This window comes from Streptomyces sp. NPDC093221 (assembly GCF_044753885.1).
Lineage (GTDB): Bacteria > Actinomycetota > Actinomycetes > Streptomycetales > Streptomycetaceae > Actinacidiphila.
Window position 1 is genome coordinate 11,984 of the sequence record NZ_JBIVOA010000012.1, and the last position, 17,112, is coordinate 29,095.

Below are 17,112 nucleotides of genomic sequence, written 5' to 3' on the forward strand. Positions count from 1 at the left end.
ACCCCACCTCTCATGCCACCGCGTCGTCGGCCAACTGCTTGGCCAGCGCCACCTCGGCGGCGGCGTGTGCCTCGGCACGGGCCTCGGCCTCCGCCTCCGACGCCGCTTCGGCCTCGACCTCCGCTTCGTGCTCCAGGGAGGTCTCGGTCATCGCGCGGTCGGTGAAGACCAGGGGCCGTTCCGCCTCGGTGATCAGGTGCTTGACGACCTGCACGTTGCCGTTGACGTCCCAGACGGCGATGCCGGGGGTGAGCGTCGGGATGATCTCCACCGCCCAGCGTGGCAGGCCGAGCACCCGCCCGGTGGCGCGCGCCTCGTCGGCCTTCTGGGCGTAGATGGTGCGGGTGGAGGCCATCTTCAAGATGGCGGCGGCTTCCTTCGCCGCGGCCCCGTCAACGACGTCCGAGAGGTGGTGGACGACGGCGACGAAGGACAGGCCCAGGCGGCGGCCGAACTTCAGCAGCCGCTGGAAGAGCTGGGCCACGAAGGGCGAGTTGATGATGTGCCAGGCCTCCTCGACCAGGAAGATGCGTTTCTTCCGGTCGGGCCTGATCCAGGTGTGCTCCAGCCACACACCGACGATCGCCATCAGGATCGGCATCGCGATCGAGTTGCGGTCGATGTGGGAGAGGTCGAAGACGATCAGCGGCGCGTCCAGGTCGATGCCGACGGTCGTGGGCCCGTCGAACATGCCCCGCAGGTCACCGTCGACCAGCCGGTCGAGCACCAGGGCCACGTCCAGGCCCCAGGCGCGGACGTCGTCCAGGTCGACGTTCATGGCCTCCGCCGACTCCTCCAGCGGGTGCCGCAGCCGTTCCACGATGTCGGTGAGGATCGGCTGCCGGTCGGTGATCGTCTCGATCACATAGGCGTGCGCGACCTTCAGCGCGAAGCCGGACCGCTCGTCGAGACCGCGGCCCATCGCGACCTCGATGATCGTCCGGAGCAGCGCGAGCTGACCGGTGAGGGTGATCGCCGGGTCCAGGGGGTTGAGCTTGATGCCGCCGTCCAGCGCGGCCATCGGGTCCAGCCGGATGGGAGTTAATCCCAGCGACTTCGCGATGAGGTTCCACTCGCCGACGCCGTCCTCGCCCTGCGCGTCGAGCACCACGACCTGCCGGTCGCGGAAGCGGAGCTGGCGCAGCACGTAGGTCTTCTCCAGCGCCGACTTGCCGTTGCCGGACTCGCCGAGGACCAGCCAGTGCGGGGCGGGCAGTTGCTGGCCGTAGAGCTGGAAGGGGTCGTAGATGTAGCCCTTGCCCGAGTAGACCTCGCGGCCGATGATGACGCCGGAGTCGCCGAGGCCGGGGGCGGCGGTGGGCAGGTACACCGCCTGGGCCTGGCCGGTGGAGGTGCGCACCGGCAGCCGCGTCGACTCGACCCGGCCGAACAGGAAGCTCGTGAAGGCGTCCGTGAGCGCCGCAAGAGGGTCCAGCATGGGCATGGCGGTGGCCTCCTCGTACGGGCGGACTAGCGGCGGATGCCGGTCGCGAACGGCAACGTATTAACGAATGCCCGGTGGTGCTCACGATCGCACCACTCAAGCTTCAAATACGACTTACCGGCGGAAGCGCGAATGGTGCGCTTGTCGCGCGCCAGCGCTTCCGGGGAGCGCGAGGACACCGTGATGTAGCCGACGAGGTTGACGCCGGCGGCGCCGCTCGCCAGGTCCTCGCCGCGCTGGTCGATCCGCCCGTGGTGCGCGACGTCGCGCGGGTCCACGACCCGGTTCATCTTCGCGGCGCGGCTGGCGTCGGCGTCGTCGTTGGTCTTCTCGGTCAGCATCCGCTCGATGGCCACATCGGTGGGTTCGAGGTCCATGGTGACCGCGACCGTACGGATCACATCGGGGGTGTGCACCAGCAGCGGCGCCAGGAAGTTCACGCCGACCGGCGTCATGGGCCACTCCTTGACCCACGCGGTGGAGTGGTTCCAGGGCGCGCGGGTCGATGACTCACGGGTCTTGGCCTGCAAGTACGTCGGCTCGGTCGCGTCCAGCTCGGCCGGCCAGGCGTTGCGGCGGGTCATCGCCTGGATGTGGTCGATGGGGTGGTCCGGGTCGTACATCGAGTGCACCAGCGACGACAGCCTGGCCTGGCCCAGCGGCTGCCTGACACGGATGTCGGCCTCGGCGAGACGGGCGCAGATGTCGTTGAGCTCACGGGCCATCACCGCGGCGAGTCCCGCGTCCTTGTCGACCTTCACGCCGCGGCCCGAGGTGGCGCGTGCCATCGCGTTGCCCTCGGCGGCCAGTTCGCGCGTGAAGTGCATGCACGCCACCAGATACGCGCGGTGCTGCTCGGAGGAGGTCGACACCATGGACTGGAGCTGGTCGTAGGAGTCCTTGAGCCAGTTCTCTGCCGCCGGGTCGCCGCGCTGGGCGACGTCCTTGGCGTGGGCGTCAGGGTCGGCGGGCAGGGTGCGGGCGAGCATCTGAAGCCGGGTCACGAAGCCGTCGCCGTTGGCCACATGCTTCAGCAGGGTGCCGAACCGCTCGACCAGGGCTTCCTGGTCCTCGCTGTCGCGCAGCCCGACGCCGGGTCCCTCGATCTCGATGGCGGCCGTCACCGTACGCCGGTCGACGTGCAGCAGCACCGCGATCTCGTCGGGCCCGAATGGCGCCGCCAGCCAACTGATCCGCCCGATCCCCGGCGGCGGCCCGACCTCGACCTCGCGCCCGTCGAGCCCGATCCCGGCCTCCTCGATCCCCGACCGGTAGGTGGGAGAGACCCGCAGCGTACGGCGGAAGGTGCGGTTGATCTCGAACCAGCGGTAGAACGTGCGCCGCCGGTACGGCATGTACACCGCGGCCAGGGCCAGCATCGGCCAGCCGACCAGGCCGACGATGCGCAGAAGCAGCACCGGGACCAGCAGGCCGCACAGCATGCCGAGGCCCGCTCCGGCCACGATCAGCGCGATCTCGCCGGTCTCCCGGTTCTTGCCCACGATCGCGTTGGGCCGGGCCTTGCCGATCAGATACGTACGGCGCGGCTGGGTGAAGGGCTGGGTCGTCACCGGCGATCACCTCCCTGCGAATTGCCGTTGTTCGATCCTGAGCCCGAGCCTCTGCCGAAGTTCGAGCCGAAGTTTCCGCCCCCGAAGCCGTTGCCACCGGTACGTGAGCCACCGCCGGAGCCGCCGCTCCCGCCGGACGGTCCCGGATTGCCGGTACGGCTGCTGTGCGCGGCCACCCCGCCCGCCACCGGGTTCGACGGCTGCGAGCCGCCGCCCTGCGCCTGCTCCTGCGGGCCGCCGCGCGCGCTGTGCGTGTTGATGCCCTGCCGCACCAGCGCCGCGGGCGACGAGATCACCGCGGCGGCCTGGCTCTGGCCACTGGCCTTGCGGTTGTTCCGCAGATTCACCACGTCGTCGCCGAAGCCGGGCACGAAGCGGTAGATCATCGCGCTCGCGAAGATCGCCAGCAGGATGATCGACAGGCCGGACACCACCGCTGAGAACGCGTCAGGCCCGTCCTTGGACGACGACAGCGCCCCGGCCAGACCCAGCACGATCACGATCACCGGCTTCACCAGGATCACCGCGATCATGATCCCGGCCCAGCGGCGCACGTGGCCCCACATGTTCTTGTCCACCAGACCCGCGTAGACCGCGGTGCCCAGCAGCGCCCCCACGTACAGCAGGGCCGCCCTGATCACCAGTTCGAGCCAGAGCACACCGGCGGCCAGGATCGACACCATCGACACCACGATCAGCATGATCGGGCCGCCGCCGATGTCCTTGCCCTTCGTCAGCGCCCCCGAGAACGACCCGAAGAACACATCCGTGTTCGACGACGTCCCCGACGAGATCACCTCCGTGACCGCGTCCGTCGCCGTCACCACCGTGTACAACACCAGCGGTGTGAACGCCGACGCCAGGACCGTCAGCCACAGAAACCCGACGGCCTCCGTCAGCGCCTCCGTCAACGGCACCCCGCGCACCGCCCGCTTGGCCACCGCCAGCAGCCACAGCACCAGCGTCAGAATCGTCGACGCCGCGAACACCACCGCGTACTGCCGCAGAAACGCCGTGTTCGTGAAGTCGACCTGTGTCGTCTTCGTCACCGCCTGGGACAGCTTGTCGATCGTCCACGCGGCGGCGTCGGCGCAGCCCCGCCCTAGGGACGTGAGCGGGTCGAGCGTGGTGCTGGAGTCGGTCCCGCCCTTGGTGGAGGTGGAGGGCGCGCCGTTCTCGCAGTACGACTTGGCCGGGCCGCGGATGAGCGCGCAGGGGTCTTTGGTCGCCGTACCCGAGCCCGGGGCCGTGGCCCTGGGCGAGGGATCGGCCAGCGTGCGCGTGGCGAGCAGCACCGCGGAGACCTGAACACTGCCCAGAACGGCGGCCAGGGTCAGGACACGACGACTACCGGGCATAGGTGAAGCCTCCGAACCCGTTCACTGCGTTGGTCATGTCCTGGGCCGACGAGGCGGCCTGGTCACGTCCTACCGGAGTGGGGCCGTCCTTCTGCTGGAAGGAGACGATCTTCCAGTCGTTGCCGACCCACTTCATCTCGAACGTATTCGTGTACCAGCTCTCGGCAACCGGGTTGGTGGACCCCTCGCCTGCCAGACCGAACAGCGACGAGAACCAGACGCTCACGGTGGCCGTGTCCCCGCTGATCTTCTCCGCCTTGGCGCCGACCGGGTTAACCCGGGAGATGAACGTCATCCCGGCCGGTGCCGTGCCGTCGGGCTTGAGCCCTATCCGCTGGAGGAAGGCCGCGTCGGAGTAAACCTTGTCGAGATCGCTCTGCACCTTCGCGGCGGCGTCGGCCGCGTACACGGTGTCGACGATCTCGTGGCGGCGGGCGGCGGAGTACATGCCGTCGCCTCCGAGGAAGACGGCGTAGTTCGCCGCCGCCGACTGCGCCCCCTCCCCGCTGTGCGCGAAGCCGGAGGGGATGCCGCCGCTCTTGCCGGTGACCGGCTTCTGGCCGGAGGGGGCGGTAGGGGCGTCCGTGCCGGTCTTGCCACCGCCACCGCCACCGCCGCTGGAGCCGGCGGTGGCGCCGGAACCGGCCGCCGTGCCGTTGTCGGCGGAGCCGGAGGAGGACGGGTGGGAGCCGCGGTTGGCGAAGGCCAGGGCCGCGACGAGGAGGGCGACGATGCTGACGACGGTGACCAGGGCGCGCCGGGGCTGGGGGCGGCGGGCACCGCCTCCGTGGCCGCCGTGGCCCTCCGGCATCCGGGTCCTGGTCGGGGGTCCGTCCTGGCCGAGGCTCATCGTGCCTTCGCCCCCTGGGGCGCCCGCGCCGCGGGCACGCCGGAGCGGCGTGTGGCACGGACGGCACCGCTGCTTGGTTGAGTGGGCATCAGCACGCAGCCTCAGGTGGGAAGGTGGAGCCTGGGACGGGCTCCAGGGACGTCGACGGAGAAGCGGATACGAAGTGGGACGGGCGGCTGTTTCCAGCGGGTCTCGGGTCTCGGGTCTAGACGGCCATCCCGTACACGATGGTGAACAGCGTGCCGAGTGATCCGATGATGAACACGCCGGTCAGCCCGGCGATGATCAATCCCTTGCCCTGCTCCGCGCTGAAGGTGTCGCGCAGCGCGGTCGCGCCGATCCTCTGTTTCGCCGCGCCCCAGATCGCGATGGCCAGGCACAGCAGGATCGCCACCGCCATGACCACTTCGATCATCACGCGTGCTTCATTGCCGAGGGACCCGAAGGGTCCCCAGTCCGGTGCGATGCCACCGATGATGGTGTTGATGTCGCCCTTAGCGGCTGCCACGAACATGTAACTCACCACCCCGCTCGATCAGTTGGCTCCCTCGCCGGGGCGCAAGGGTCCAGGGTCTATCTTGGCCGAGGATGACGCTGTTGCATGTCGACTCAACGACTTTCTCGGCGGATCGTCCGTGTGATCCGGCCCGTAGCCGTCAAAATAGTGCGCGGACCGGTGTTCGATAGGACGTAGACGACTACTCTGTGTATCACGAGCGTCACCGTAGGGCAACGATAGGAACGTACGAGACCGTACGAGTGCGTGTTCGGGAACCGAGAGGAAGGGTCGCCCTGTGGCGCGGAAGATCTGGCTCCCCGTCATTATCGGCTGTGGCCTGTGCTTTTCGTTCCTCGCGCTGCTCGTGGTGGGCACGTACTCGGCCGCGGCCGGGCTCGCGGGCGGTGGCGGCGGCGGGACGGTGACGCTCGCCAAGGGATCGGTTCCGGCCATATATCAGTCGCTCGTCCAGAAGTGGGGCAATCTCTGCCCCGCGCTCAACCCGGCGCTGCTGGCCGCGCAGCTCTACCAGGAGAGCGGATGGAACCCGCGGGCGCAGAGTCCGGCCGCCGCGCAGGGCATCGCGCAGTTCATTCCGGGCACCTGGGCCACCCACGGCATCGACGCCAACGGTGACGGCAAGGCGGACGTCTGGGACCCGGAGGACGCGATCCCGTCGGCCGCCTCGTACGACTGCGAGTTGGCGTCGTACGTGAAGAACGTGCCGGGCGACCGGACGGCGAACATGCTGGCGTCGTACAACGCGGGCGCGTACGCGGTGATAACGGCGGGCGGTGTCCCGCCGTACGCGGAGACCCAGAACTACGTGAAGATCATCACCAGCCTGTCGAAGAGCTTCGCCGCGCCGGTCGGCCGGGTCGCGCCGTCGCAGCAGGCGGCCGGGGCGATCTACTACGCGCAGCAGCGGCTCGGTACCGACTATCTGTGGGGCGGTGAGGGTACGGCGGCGCAGGGCGGGCGGTTCGACTGCTCCGGGCTGACGCAGGCCGCGTACCACTCGGTGGGGATCGAACTGCCGCGCGTGGCCAACGACCAGTGGAACGCCGGGGCACACCCGTCGCGGGCCGAACTCCTCCCCGGCGACCTCGTCTTCTTCGCCACCGACCTGACCGACCCGCGCACCATCCACCACGTCGGGATCTACGTCGGCGGCGGCTACATGATCGACGCGCCGCACACCGGGGCCAAGATCCGCTTCGACCCGATCGGCTCGGCGGACTACATCGGGGCGACCCGCGTCACGCGCGACGGTGCGGCGGCGCTGCCGACGGCTCTGTAAGTCCCCGCCGCCCGACGCGGCTTTCGTGTCAGCTCTGCGTAAGGCTCTGGCCTGTGCGCCGGGCCGCAAATGGGCCAGATCGTCCTCTCCGGTCACCCTTGGATAACGGCATGGTGATCTTCTGGCGAAGACCGGAACGCTACGTAGCGTGTCGGTCGTTGTACGGGGGAGAATGGCGCGGGACGCAAGCGACGGGGGTTGCAGACGAGCCGAGCCGTACAGGCACAGTCAGTGAGTTGCTAGGTAAGGGGCACCACCCATGGCAGCGGTCGCCAATGACAGCGTGAACCCCGACATCAGCCTGCTCCGCGACATCAACGACCTGGCCAAGCACGCCCCGCGCGGTGTCGACCGGGCCGTGGAGTTCATCGGCGAGTACGGGCTGATCGGCCTCACCGTACTCCTGGCCGCCCTGTGCTGGTGGCGCGTCGCCCGCCGCGCCCCGGTCCCGGACGCCCCGGCCGCCGTCGCCGGTGTGCTGTGGTCCGGCCTCGCCGCCGGCATCGCCCTGCTGCTCAACATCCCGATCCGCGCCCTGGTCCAGCGGCCAAGACCCTTCGTGGACCACGACGGCATCGACGTCCTGGTCCACGGCAAGACCGACTACTCCTTCGTGAGCGACCACGCCACGCTGACCGCCGCCATGGCCGTCGCCCTCTTCATGGTCAGCCGCAAGGTCGGCACCGTCGCCATACTGCTCGCCCTCGGCGAGGGCTTCTGCCGCGTCTACATGGGTGTCCATTACCCCACGGACGTCATCGGCGGCTTCGCCCTCGGCGCCGCCACGGCCCTCCTCCTCGCTCCCCTCGCCCTGGCCCTCCTCACCTCACTCACCACCGCGGTCTCCCACTCCCGCGCGGCCTCCCTCATCCATTCCCGCCACCGCCTCGCCACCACCCCCGCACCCCCGCGCCGCGGCCAGCACTACCCCCACCAAAGCGCCCACGACAAGGACCTCGCCGCCTGACGCTCCCTCACGCGGCTATGGCACGTCGTCACATGTCGTCGGGGTGAGGAGCGGCCGGGGAGCCGTCGTCGGTCATGCACACCGAGACGGACTGCCCCGTCCGGTGTGAAGAACGCCACAGCTCCGCCTGGACGAGACCGCTCGGCAGCCGGGTGAAGACCCGGGGAAGACCGGCGTCGACCTTGAAGCGCTTGGCCGTCTCGGTCACCTGTGCGCGCTGGCCGTCGGTGAGATCGGCCTCGGTGATGACACGCGAGGCGCCGTTGACGGCGTTCACCAGGAGCTTGGCCTGGCTCGTGGCCTTCGCGTTCAGCCGTATCCACGAACCGTCGGTGAACGTGAGACGCAGATCGGGATGGGCGCCCGAGTACGACATGACCTCGGCGTGCGTGATCGTGGAACGCGGCGTCGACCAGAGGACTTCGGCCTCGTCCGGGCTCTTCGGCCCGTAACCGACGACGTACACGCTCCGGTCGGTGACCGCGAGGTCCGTGGCGAGGAGGGCCACGCCCGCGCGGCGCGGCACCCGGCCGGGGTCCAGCTCCCATGGCACGTTCCGTGCGAGCGCGCCACGCTCGGCCCACATGACGGGGAAGTCCTCGACCTCGTTCTCCGGGTCCTGCGATTCGCGCGGCCCCCGCGGCTCGCGCCCACCGCCCACCCCTGACGGCCCGCCCAGATTGACGATCGCTCCGACCACCGCGGGAACCCACCGCAGCATTCCGTTCACCGCGCGCTGCTCGCGCTGCTCCGAGGCGTCGAGCACCGCGAACTCCGGCCGCGCCGGCCAGGCCTCGTCGGCCTGCAACTCCGCTTCGATGTCGCGCCTGTCCGTGCCGCGAAACGACCGTCGCCCCTCCACGAGGCGGGACACACCCGTCGCGAATTCGATCGGCCATCGGATCTGGAGCACCTCACCGGGCGCCGGCTGCCATGTCATTCCCTGTGCCCAACCTCAGTGATCGCTCGCGGACTGATGAAAGCGGTCCCCCAGGTGTACAGCCTCGCCGATGTGCTGCGGTATGGACCACACCTTCGGCGCGAGCTTGAGCCCGGCGTCGATGTTGCGGCCGAGGCCCGTCAACGGATCGACGGCGAGTCGGCTCTCCTTGGCGATGAGGTTCCATCCCTTGGTACCGATGAGCTGGCCCTTGGCGATGTTGTTCTCCGCCACCATGGCCAGGCGCCCCTTCATCCCGGTCGCGCTGATCCCCTCCACGCTCTTCTTCCCCCACAGGGCGATGTTCTTGAACTTGACGCCCCCGGAGACGACTTCGTCCGCCTTCCCCACCCAGTTGATCCCCTCCGTGGCGCCCTTCGTGATCGCCGAACCCACCTTGTAGGCCCTGCCGAGCTGAACTGCCCGTTCCGCGGCTGTCACCCCCTTCACGGCCGTCGACGCGCCCTTGGTGAACGCGGTGAGTCCCGGAACGGAGCCGAGCGCGTCGAAGCCGACACTCAGCCAACTCACGTCCGCGCCCGCCAATTTGGCGATCAAGTGTGTGGCCAGCGCCAAGGCGCTCGTGGCCACCGCCAGCCCGGCGAAGATCGCGCCGATGGGCTCGAAGGGCAGCGTCAGGATCGCCAGCATTCCGAGGATGCCGCTGAGGTCGCTGAGCAGGTCGCCGATGAGTTTGATGAGATCGGCGTGGTCCTTGACCCACTGGACGGTGTCGTTCCAGGCGTCCTCGACGCCGTGGGCCAGGCGGCTGAACAGGCCCGGTTTGTCTGGGGCGATGTCGCCGGCCTTGTCGAGGTCGTGGCTGATGGATGTGGCGGCGTTGGTGAAGCGATTGTGGAGTTCTTCGGCGCGGTGGCGTACGCCGTCGAGGGCGTTGGTGGCGTCGGTGACGGCTTGTTGGGCTTTGGCGTCCTTGCCGAGTTGGGCGGGGGTGACGAAGGCGGGCCGGTCGCCTGGGGGGTGGGGCGGGTCGGCGGCGGACTTCGCGTGGTCGAGGGAGCCCTGTTTGGTAGCGGCTTCCTTTTCGAGGGCGTCGGCCTCGGCCTGGAAACCGTGGAGTTGGTCGGCCCAGCGGGACAGGGCGCTGGAGGCACGGCCGAACGAATCGTGCGCCTTCTTGATCAGGGGCGCGACGTCGCTGTCGATGTGGGAGACGAAGGCCGTGGCGGCCTCGCCCTTCCAGTAGCCGCAGTCGAGCCGGTCCAGCTCGGTGACGGTCGCCGTCAACTCTCCGTGCAGGTCGCCCAGTTGGCGCGCCAGGGCGCGCGTCCTGTCCACGTCCCCCGGCGTCGGGTCGAACCCGAGCAGCGGGAACTTCCCCGCCCGCGCGTCCCCCATCGAACCCACCCTCCCCGCCCCGCCCGAAGCTCTGGTGTTCGAGTGATCGACGCTATACGTACGGTGATCGACGTGACAAGTGGGGCCCCTGGGGTGGGCGCGATTCCGGGAGTGAAGGGTGTGTGAAGTGTGCTGCGAACCGGTACCGATCACGGGAGGGCCCTACAGCCCCACGACGCGCGCCGGTAATGTCAAGGGCTACGCGCAACTGACTCGGTAACTGGACGACTCACGGGGGATCTCATCGTGACCCGCTCATCCCTGCCCATCGCCGTCGCCCTCGCAGCGTCGGCGGGCCTGCTGCTGACCGCTTGCGGTGGGGGTGGGTCGGACAGCTCGGACAAGATTCAGCCGTCGGGGACGGTGACGACGGCGGCGCCTACGGCGACGACGGCTTCGCCTACGCAGGCGGCGAACGCGCCGACGTTCGACCTTCCGTCGGACGCCAAGGCGGAGTTCACCGGGTTCGACGCCTCCGACGGTGCCAAGAAGGACGTTCTGCGGGACGTGAAGAACGCGATCTTGACCATTCAGGAAGCCGAGGCGCTGGGCAAGGGGAACACTCCCAACATCAAGCGGTACTTTATGCCGATTCAGGCGGCGACGCTTTCGGACATGGCGATCGCCTATAGAAAGTCGGGATACACGATCACCGGAACGGTGAAGGACTACCGACCGACAGTGAAGTTTGACGCCAGTGATCGGGCTCAAGTCACGTATTGCGAGGATCAGAGCCACGCGTACGACAAGCTCATCTCGACTGGCGAAGTGCAGCGGTCCACGCCTTCGGTGAAGGACTACAGTCTTTGGCGCATGGGCCTGGTCAAGAACGAGGCCGGGGACTGGCGGGTGGCCGACTACTCGCAGCAGAAGGGGGTGTCGAAGTGCGCAGGTTCCTGACGCGACGCACCAATGCACTTTCGGTGTCGGCGCTGAGTCTCGTGATGGTATTTCTGACATCGCCCCAGGCGCAGGCGGACCGAGAGCATGCGAATGGTCCGGCACCCGTCGTCACGCCGAAAAGCAATGACGGCGTGCTCTCTTCACGAGTGAGTCTGGGAGGTACAGGTTACACCGGGGGCAATGGAACGCAGCCGATCACGTCATCGAACGCCAACTGGTCCCCGCCCGACTGCTGGTATGAGGCGTTCACCCCGGACGAGTTCGAAGCTGTACTCGATGAGCGCTATTACGCGGCGGGCAACAGGAATGCAGGCTCGGTCTACAACTACTTGTACGGTGTCCGGTCGGATATGACGGCCATCAAGTACCACAGGGGCGACGACGGCAGTTGGTGGTTGCTCGTATACAACCGCGACCTTCCGGAGAACACCGCAGGATCGTGCACTCTCAGCGACGGATGGAAATGGGTGGACGCTGGGAATCCACCTCCCCCTGGCGCGATCACAGCGGAGCAACTTTCACAAGTGGCCTACGCGGCGACGAAGTTGCCCGCACGAAAGGTGACACTGAGCCCCGGTGCAAACAACCAGAAGGTCAATCTGGCTACGTACGTGAAATTCGCTGATGCCCTTCCGCAGGTGTATGTAACCGCACAGGTGCCCCATCCGCCTGTGGCGGCGACCGTGGTTGCCCAGCCCTACGCGTTGCACGTAGAGGCGGGAACGTCATACGCGAGTCCGCAGTCGTGTGACTACGTGTTCAAGCGCGTCGGGAATCAGTACAACATCGACACCGAGGGCTCCGGCTGCAATATCACCTACCGCAAGGCGACAGCGGCTGGCGGGGCCTACACCCTGCGAGCTCAGATCACTTGGAAGGTGCACTGGACGGCGACTGCGGATCAGAACGGTCCGGTGGCCGGGCCGATGGACGACGGCTATACGACGTCCGAGCAGGACGTCACCGTGCAGGAGATTCAGGCTGTCAACCGCTGAATCGCGGTGGGTCGCTTCACCTTTGCTCGGGTTTCCCCCGGGGGGGCTAGAGGGCCTGGGGGAAGGTGAAGAGGCGGTGGGGGTCGAGGTGGGATTTGAGGGCGGTGAGGCGGGGGGCGTTGGGGCCGTAGTAGGCGGTGCGCCAGGTGGGGAGGGTGGGGTCGGCGTAGTTCTGGTACGCGGCGCCCGAGGCGTAGGGGGACATGGCCTTGTGGGTGGTGTCGAGCCAGCCGGTGGTGGAGAGGGCGTCCGAGGCCAGGTATTGGGTGAGGACGCGTGAGGTGCGGTGGCAGAAGGCGGTGTCCGTGGGGGACGGGCGGTTGACCGCGCCGCCGAGGGCGGTGAGGGCGATGCTGCCGGCGCCGTCGCCGGACTGGGCGGAGAGCCGCTCGACGGCCGAGAGCAGCGTGGAGATGCCCGCGTCCGGCAGGTCCTTGTCGTAGAAGTCGGAGCGCGCGGTGTAGGTCTCGCGGTGCAGGTGCCCGGCGGGGGTCAGACGGCACTGGGCGGCGGACAGACCGGCGCAGCCCGCGTACGAGAAGGTCGCGTCGAGGTAGCTGTGCGGGCGCAGCGAGACGGTGCTGGCGTCGGCGCCGATGCCGGCGGCGAGCCGGTCGGTGGCGGCGGCGAGGTCGTCGCGGGAGCCGGTGGAGAGCATCGGGACGGCCACGGTGGGGGAGCCGCCGGCGTCGCAGTCGAGGTGCAGGGCGGACCAGATGTGGTCCGGCTGGTCGGGGCCCCAGCGCTGCCAGGCGCGGATCACGGCGGCGGCCCGGCTCCACGGCCAGGTGAGGTAGCCGGTGACGACGCCGTCGGGCATCGGGTGGGTGGCGAAGCGCAGTGACGTGACGACGCCGAACTGGCCGTTGCCCGCGCCGCGCAGCGCCCAGAACAGCTCGGGCTGGGAGTCGGCGGAGCAGTCGAGGACGCGGCCGTCGGCGGTCACGATGGTGGCGCCGACGAGGCTGTCGCAGGTCAGGCCCATGGAGCGGCTCATGACGCCGTGGCCGCCGCCGAGCGCGAGTCCTGAGACGCCGACGGTCGGGCAGGACCCGGCCGGGATCGTCCGGCCCCGCTTGCCGAGGGCGGAGTAGACGTCGATGAGCTTGGCGCCCGCGCCGACCGTGGCGGTGGTGCCGTCGAGGCGGATCGAGTTGAGCCGGGAGACGTCGATGACCAGGCGGCCGTCGCCGCTCGACCAGCCCGCGTAGGAGTGGCCGCCGCTGCGGATGGCCAGCGGGGTGGCGGTGCGGCGGGCGAAGTCCAGGCAGGCGCGGATGTCGGAGGTGCCGGTGACATACGCGATGCCCGCCGGACGCAGGCCGTCGAAGCGGGTGTTGTACAGGATCCGGTCGGCGGCGTACGCGCTGTCGTCCGGGCGTACGAGGCCGCCGTCCAGGGACGTGGCGAGGGCCGGCCAGTCGGGCTTGACGGGGGGCGCGGTGGTGGCCGCGGTCGGCGTGGCGGAACCGTCGGAGGACGACGAGGGCGCGGACGTACCGCCCTTGGCGTCGTCGCCGCTGTCGGGTCCGCAGCCGGTCAGCCAGGCGGCGGCCAGTACGGCCCCGCCCGCCTTGAGCGCGGTCCTGCGCTCGACCCGGTCGCCCTTGTCCATACGGTCACCCCGGTCACTTCGGTCCTCCGGGTCCGTCAGGACCGCAGGCTCCACACGACTCACTTGCCCCACCGCCTTCGCCTATCCGTAGACGTGCGAATCATGAGCCCGGTTGCGGAGCGCGAGGCGCGGGGCGAGAAGACTACAGCGGGGCGGGAACAGTACGGCGGGGTGAGCGCAGTACGGCCGGGTGAGCGCAGTACAGCCGGGCGCGACCGGCGCGACCGGCGCGAAGAGCGGGAACGCGGCGCGCGTCAGCCGGAGATGTGCTCCTCCGCATCGCGTCTCGCGCGGTCCCTGGCCCGCCGGGCCGGACCCTTCCAGCCACACGAGCAGCGGGCGACGGCGAAGGAGCCGCGCTCGACGATCGACGTCCGGTGGCCACCGTCCGGAGCGTCGGCCGGAGTTCCCGACGGAGTTCCGGCTGAAGCTGTGACGGAGGCCCTGGCGGAATCCTGCTCGGCACGCAAGTTGAGCACGAGACCACCGTAGCGGGCGTGACGGCGCACTTCCGACAGTCGTTAGACGCCATAAGGCCCCGGCCGGTCGAGGCCGGTCCAGGAATGCTCCAGGAATGGCTCAGGGATGGTGGCGGCGATGGCCCCGGGGGTAGCGACGGTACGGCGCGCGACGGCAGTACGGCGGCGCCGAGGACGTACGAAGGCCGCCATGGCCGCGGCGCTCGGCTGCGCCTGCGGGGCCGCCCTGCTCACCGGCTGCGTCGGGCAGGGCGCGGCGGCCGAGAGCGGCAAAGACGCCAAGGGGCACGACCCGGCGCAGGCGGTGCGCGGCGCCGCGGACGTCCTCGTACGGGCGGGCAGCTCGCACGTGGACACCTCGATGCGGATGGCCAGTGGCGGCACCTGGCTGACCATCACCGGCACCGGCGGATTCGACTACGTGAAGCGGCAGGGCGAACTGCGGCTGCTGCTGCCCAGGGACGCGGCGGGCGCCGAGGAGCACAAGCCGATCATCGAACTGCTCACGCCGGGCGCCCTCTATATGAAGGACCGCGGCGAGGGCGTGCCCGAGGGGAAGTGGGTACGCGTCGACACCGACCGGCTGCCGGACGGCAATCTGGTGACCGGCGGCGCCACCGAGCCGCTGGCCGCCGCCGAACTGCTGCGCGGCGCCCAGGACGTCGAGCTGGTCGGCGTCGAGACCCTGCGCGGTACGAAGGTGTGGCACTACCGGGGGACCGCCGACATCGGGCGCGCGGCGAAGGCCGCCGCGCCCGGCGTACGCGGGCCCTTGCAGGCGGCGGCCAAGGGATTCACGGTCACCCGGGTGCCCTTCGACGCGTGGCTGGACGAGGCGGGGCGGCTGCGCCAGGTGAGCCAGCGGTTCACCTTCAGCTCGGACGACCAGAAGGACAAGAAGATCGACAAGAAGGACGACAAGCAGGCCGGCCAGAACGACAAGCAGACCGGCGAGAACGCCAAGGGCGGCCCCGACACCCCCCGTACGACGACCGGTGTTAGCGGCCGTACGACGACCGCCGCCGCGCCCGACGTCACCGTGGTCTCTACCACTCGCTTCGACGATTTCGGCCGCGCCGTCCCCGTCACCATGCCCCGAGCTGCCGACATCTGGACGGGCAAGATCGTTTCTTCCCAGCAGGGGTAAGGGGTCTTCGCGGTAACGGCCCTCACCGGAAAGGGCGTTGTCGAAATGGTCCATCCGTGCCATGCGCGGACCGGGTGCCGGTCCCTACCCTGGCTTGAGGCAGTGGCAGACAGCCAAGAGCCAGGCACTCGTGGACGAGGAGGTGGTGCGCGTATGGCGCCGTCGCCCGGAATGCTGGTCGTCCAGGACGATCCGGTGGCCCTCGCGGAGATCGAACTCTGCGGTGAGCTGATGATCGCCGCGTCCACCGCCGACGAGGAGCGGCTGAGCTTCGCCCGGATCGACGAGGTGCTGGGGGTCGCGTGCGACCGAGAGTCGATGCCCGCGCTCCTGGTGCGCGCCCCGCTCTCCGACCGCGCAACCGGCTGACACCGGGGCGCGCCGCCCGTACGCCCCCCGGAACGACCGGGAAAGCCGCTCCCGGAACCCCTGGAACCCCCTGGAACCCCCGAACCCCCCGGAAGAGCCGCCCCCGCCTACGTCCGCAGCAGCCGCGCTATGGCCGCCGTCGCCTCCGCCACCTTCTCGTCGATCTCCGGCCCGCCGCCGACCGCCGCCGCGGCCACGCAGTGCCGCAGGTGCTCCTCCAGGAGCTGGAGGGCGAAGGACTGGAGGCCCTTCGTGCTCGCCGACACCTGGGTGAGGATGTCGATGCAGTAGACGTCCTCCTCGACCATCCGCTGCAAGCCGCGGATCTGCCCCTCGATCCGGCGCAGCCGCTTGAGGTGGGACTCCTTGTCATGGCTGTATCCATGCGGCCCCTGGGGGCGCGAAGATGGGCCGGAACCCGTGTCCGCCCCCGCGTCCCGAGGTGACTGTTCCGGCGTGATCTCCGCCTCAACCCCGGCCGGTTCCCTGGCCTCCGTCGTCATCGTCAACCCCGCCCTTCCTGTCCCGTTATACCCCTGCCGGGTATATCGTACCGAATCGACACCTTGTGCGACGCATCCCCGGTGAGGGGGACACTTCTGGATGGGCGACACTGGGTGACGCCCATTAGCCGTGGCCGGATGATGCGCCTAGCATCAACGAGACCGAATCCGATGCACACCGAGGACCTCACGTGCGCTTTCGTCTGACCCCCAGGGAGACGAGCTTCTACGACATGTTCGCCGCGTCCGCGGACAACATCGTCACCGGTTCGAAGCTCCTCATGGAACTGCTCGGGGCCGATTCGGCTACCCGGACCGAGATCGCCGAGAGAATGCGGGCGGCGGAGCACGCGGGGGACGACGCGACCCACGCGATCTTCCACCAGCTCAACTCCTCCTTCATCACCCCCTTCGACCGCGAGGACATCTACACCCTCGCCGGGTCGCTCGACGACATCATGGACTACATGGAGGAGGCCGTTGACCTGGTCGTCCTCTACAAGGTCGAGGAGCTGCCGAAGGGCGTCGAGCAGCAGGTCGAGGTGCTGGCACGGGCGGCCGAGCTGACCGCGGGAGCCATGCCGAACCTGCGCACCATGTCCAACCTCACCGAGTACTGGATCGAGGTCAACCGGCTGGAGAACCAGGCCGACCAGATCCACCGCAAGCTGCTCGCGCACCTGTTCAACGGCAAGTACGACGCCATAGAGGTGCTCAAGCTCAAGCAGATCGTGGACGTACTGGAAGAGGCCGCGGACGCTTTCGAGCACGTGGCGAACACGGTGGAGACCATCGCGGTCAAGGAGTCCTGAC

General features: G+C 69.1%; 16 protein-coding genes. 7 read left to right on the forward strand and 9 right to left on the reverse strand.

The window, feature by feature from the left end; all coding sequences use genetic code 11:
* Nucleotides 1–10: 10 nt before the first annotated feature.
* The 5 genes from ACIQCJ_RS32635 to ACIQCJ_RS32655 all read right to left on the reverse strand — a co-directional run bounded on the left by ACIQCJ_RS32635 (nucleotide 11) and on the right by ACIQCJ_RS32655 (nucleotide 5,737).
* Complete coding sequence (locus tag ACIQCJ_RS32635; RefSeq protein WP_188285564.1) at nucleotides 11–1,438, reverse strand: ATP-binding protein; 1,428 nt, start codon at nucleotides 1,436–1,438, stop codon at nucleotides 11–13.
* Nucleotides 1,439–1,470: 32 nt separating this feature from the next.
* Nucleotides 1,471–3,015 (reverse strand): SCO6880 family protein, encoded by a 1,545-nt coding sequence (locus ACIQCJ_RS32640; RefSeq protein WP_188285554.1) that lies wholly within the window; start codon nucleotides 3,013–3,015, stop codon nucleotides 1,471–1,473.
* Nucleotides 3,012–4,373: a hypothetical protein gene (locus ACIQCJ_RS32645; RefSeq protein WP_402713435.1), complete on the reverse strand. Its 1,362-nt coding sequence runs from the start codon at nucleotides 4,371–4,373 to the stop codon at nucleotides 3,012–3,014. The genes ACIQCJ_RS32640 and ACIQCJ_RS32645 overlap by 4 nt, the downstream gene beginning before the upstream one ends.
* Nucleotides 4,363–5,223, reverse strand: a complete 861-nt coding sequence (locus ACIQCJ_RS32650) for a hypothetical protein (protein ID WP_402713437.1) — start codon at nucleotides 5,221–5,223, stop codon at nucleotides 4,363–4,365. The genes ACIQCJ_RS32645 and ACIQCJ_RS32650 overlap by 11 nt, the downstream gene beginning before the upstream one ends.
* 205 nt (nucleotides 5,224–5,428) lie before the next feature.
* Nucleotides 5,429–5,737: a hypothetical protein gene (locus ACIQCJ_RS32655; RefSeq protein WP_093717809.1), complete on the reverse strand. Its 309-nt coding sequence runs from the start codon at nucleotides 5,735–5,737 to the stop codon at nucleotides 5,429–5,431.
* A gap of 280 nt (nucleotides 5,738–6,017) precedes the next feature.
* On the opposite strand from ACIQCJ_RS32655, the gene ACIQCJ_RS32660 reads away from it, so the two are divergent.
* Together ACIQCJ_RS32660 and ACIQCJ_RS32665 are read left to right on the forward strand one after the other, a co-directional pair.
* Nucleotides 6,018–7,022: a bifunctional lytic transglycosylase/C40 family peptidase gene (locus tag ACIQCJ_RS32660; protein WP_355341827.1), complete on the forward strand. Its 1,005-nt coding sequence runs from the start codon at nucleotides 6,018–6,020 to the stop codon at nucleotides 7,020–7,022.
* A 259-nt stretch (nucleotides 7,023–7,281) separates the two neighbouring features.
* Nucleotides 7,282–7,989, forward strand: coding sequence for a phosphatase PAP2 family protein (locus ACIQCJ_RS32665; RefSeq protein ID WP_401313693.1), 708 nt, complete (start codon nucleotides 7,282–7,284; stop codon nucleotides 7,987–7,989).
* Nucleotides 7,990–8,017: 28 nt separating this feature from the next.
* Here ACIQCJ_RS32665 and ACIQCJ_RS32670 read toward each other — a convergent pair whose 3' ends face one another.
* Nucleotides 8,018–8,929, reverse strand: a complete 912-nt coding sequence (locus ACIQCJ_RS32670) for a hypothetical protein (RefSeq protein ID WP_402713441.1) — start codon at nucleotides 8,927–8,929, stop codon at nucleotides 8,018–8,020.
* A gap of 15 nt (nucleotides 8,930–8,944) precedes the next feature.
* Entirely contained in the window at nucleotides 8,945–10,288 is a 1,344-nt protein-coding gene (locus ACIQCJ_RS32675) for a putative T7SS-secreted protein (protein ID WP_402713443.1), read from the reverse strand.
* Between the two features lie 246 nt (nucleotides 10,289–10,534).
* Between ACIQCJ_RS32675 and ACIQCJ_RS32680 the strand changes: the two genes are divergently transcribed.
* On the forward strand, nucleotides 10,535–11,188 hold the full coding sequence (locus ACIQCJ_RS32680; protein WP_402713445.1) for a hypothetical protein: 654 nt from the start codon (nucleotides 10,535–10,537) through the stop codon (nucleotides 11,186–11,188).
* On the forward strand, nucleotides 11,173–12,186 hold the full coding sequence (locus ACIQCJ_RS32685; RefSeq protein WP_402713447.1) for a hypothetical protein: 1,014 nt from the start codon (nucleotides 11,173–11,175) through the stop codon (nucleotides 12,184–12,186). Before ACIQCJ_RS32680 ends, ACIQCJ_RS32685 begins: the two co-directional genes overlap by 16 nt.
* A 46-nt stretch (nucleotides 12,187–12,232) precedes the next feature.
* Here the strand turns inward: ACIQCJ_RS32685 and ACIQCJ_RS32690 are convergent, their stop codons facing one another.
* The gene (locus ACIQCJ_RS32690; RefSeq protein ID WP_402713449.1) at nucleotides 12,233–13,801 is read right to left on the reverse strand and encodes an FAD-binding oxidoreductase; all 1,569 of its coding nucleotides are present in this window, start codon (nucleotides 13,799–13,801) and stop codon (nucleotides 12,233–12,235) included.
* A gap of 669 nt (nucleotides 13,802–14,470) precedes the next feature.
* Here ACIQCJ_RS32690 and ACIQCJ_RS32695 point away from each other — a divergent pair.
* Together ACIQCJ_RS32695 and ACIQCJ_RS32700 are read left to right on the forward strand one after the other, a co-directional pair.
* A complete protein-coding gene (locus tag ACIQCJ_RS32695; protein ID WP_402713451.1) occupies nucleotides 14,471–15,427 on the forward strand; it encodes a hypothetical protein in 957 nt (318 codons plus the stop codon).
* A 153-nt stretch (nucleotides 15,428–15,580) separates the two neighbouring features.
* Nucleotides 15,581–15,796, forward strand: a complete 216-nt coding sequence (locus ACIQCJ_RS32700) for a hypothetical protein (protein ID WP_355341850.1) — start codon at nucleotides 15,581–15,583, stop codon at nucleotides 15,794–15,796.
* Between the two features lie 107 nt (nucleotides 15,797–15,903).
* Here ACIQCJ_RS32700 and ACIQCJ_RS32705 read toward each other — a convergent pair whose 3' ends face one another.
* Nucleotides 15,904–16,299 carry a metal-sensing transcriptional repressor gene (locus ACIQCJ_RS32705; RefSeq protein ID WP_391049799.1) on the reverse strand — a complete coding sequence of 132 codons (396 nt, stop codon included), beginning with the start codon at nucleotides 16,297–16,299 and terminating at the stop codon, nucleotides 15,904–15,906.
* A gap of 191 nt (nucleotides 16,300–16,490) precedes the next feature.
* On the opposite strand from ACIQCJ_RS32705, the gene ACIQCJ_RS32710 reads away from it, so the two are divergent.
* Nucleotides 16,491–17,111: a DUF47 family protein gene (locus tag ACIQCJ_RS32710; protein WP_188285542.1), complete on the forward strand. Its 621-nt coding sequence runs from the start codon at nucleotides 16,491–16,493 to the stop codon at nucleotides 17,109–17,111.
* Nucleotide 17,112 lies beyond the last annotated feature (1 nt).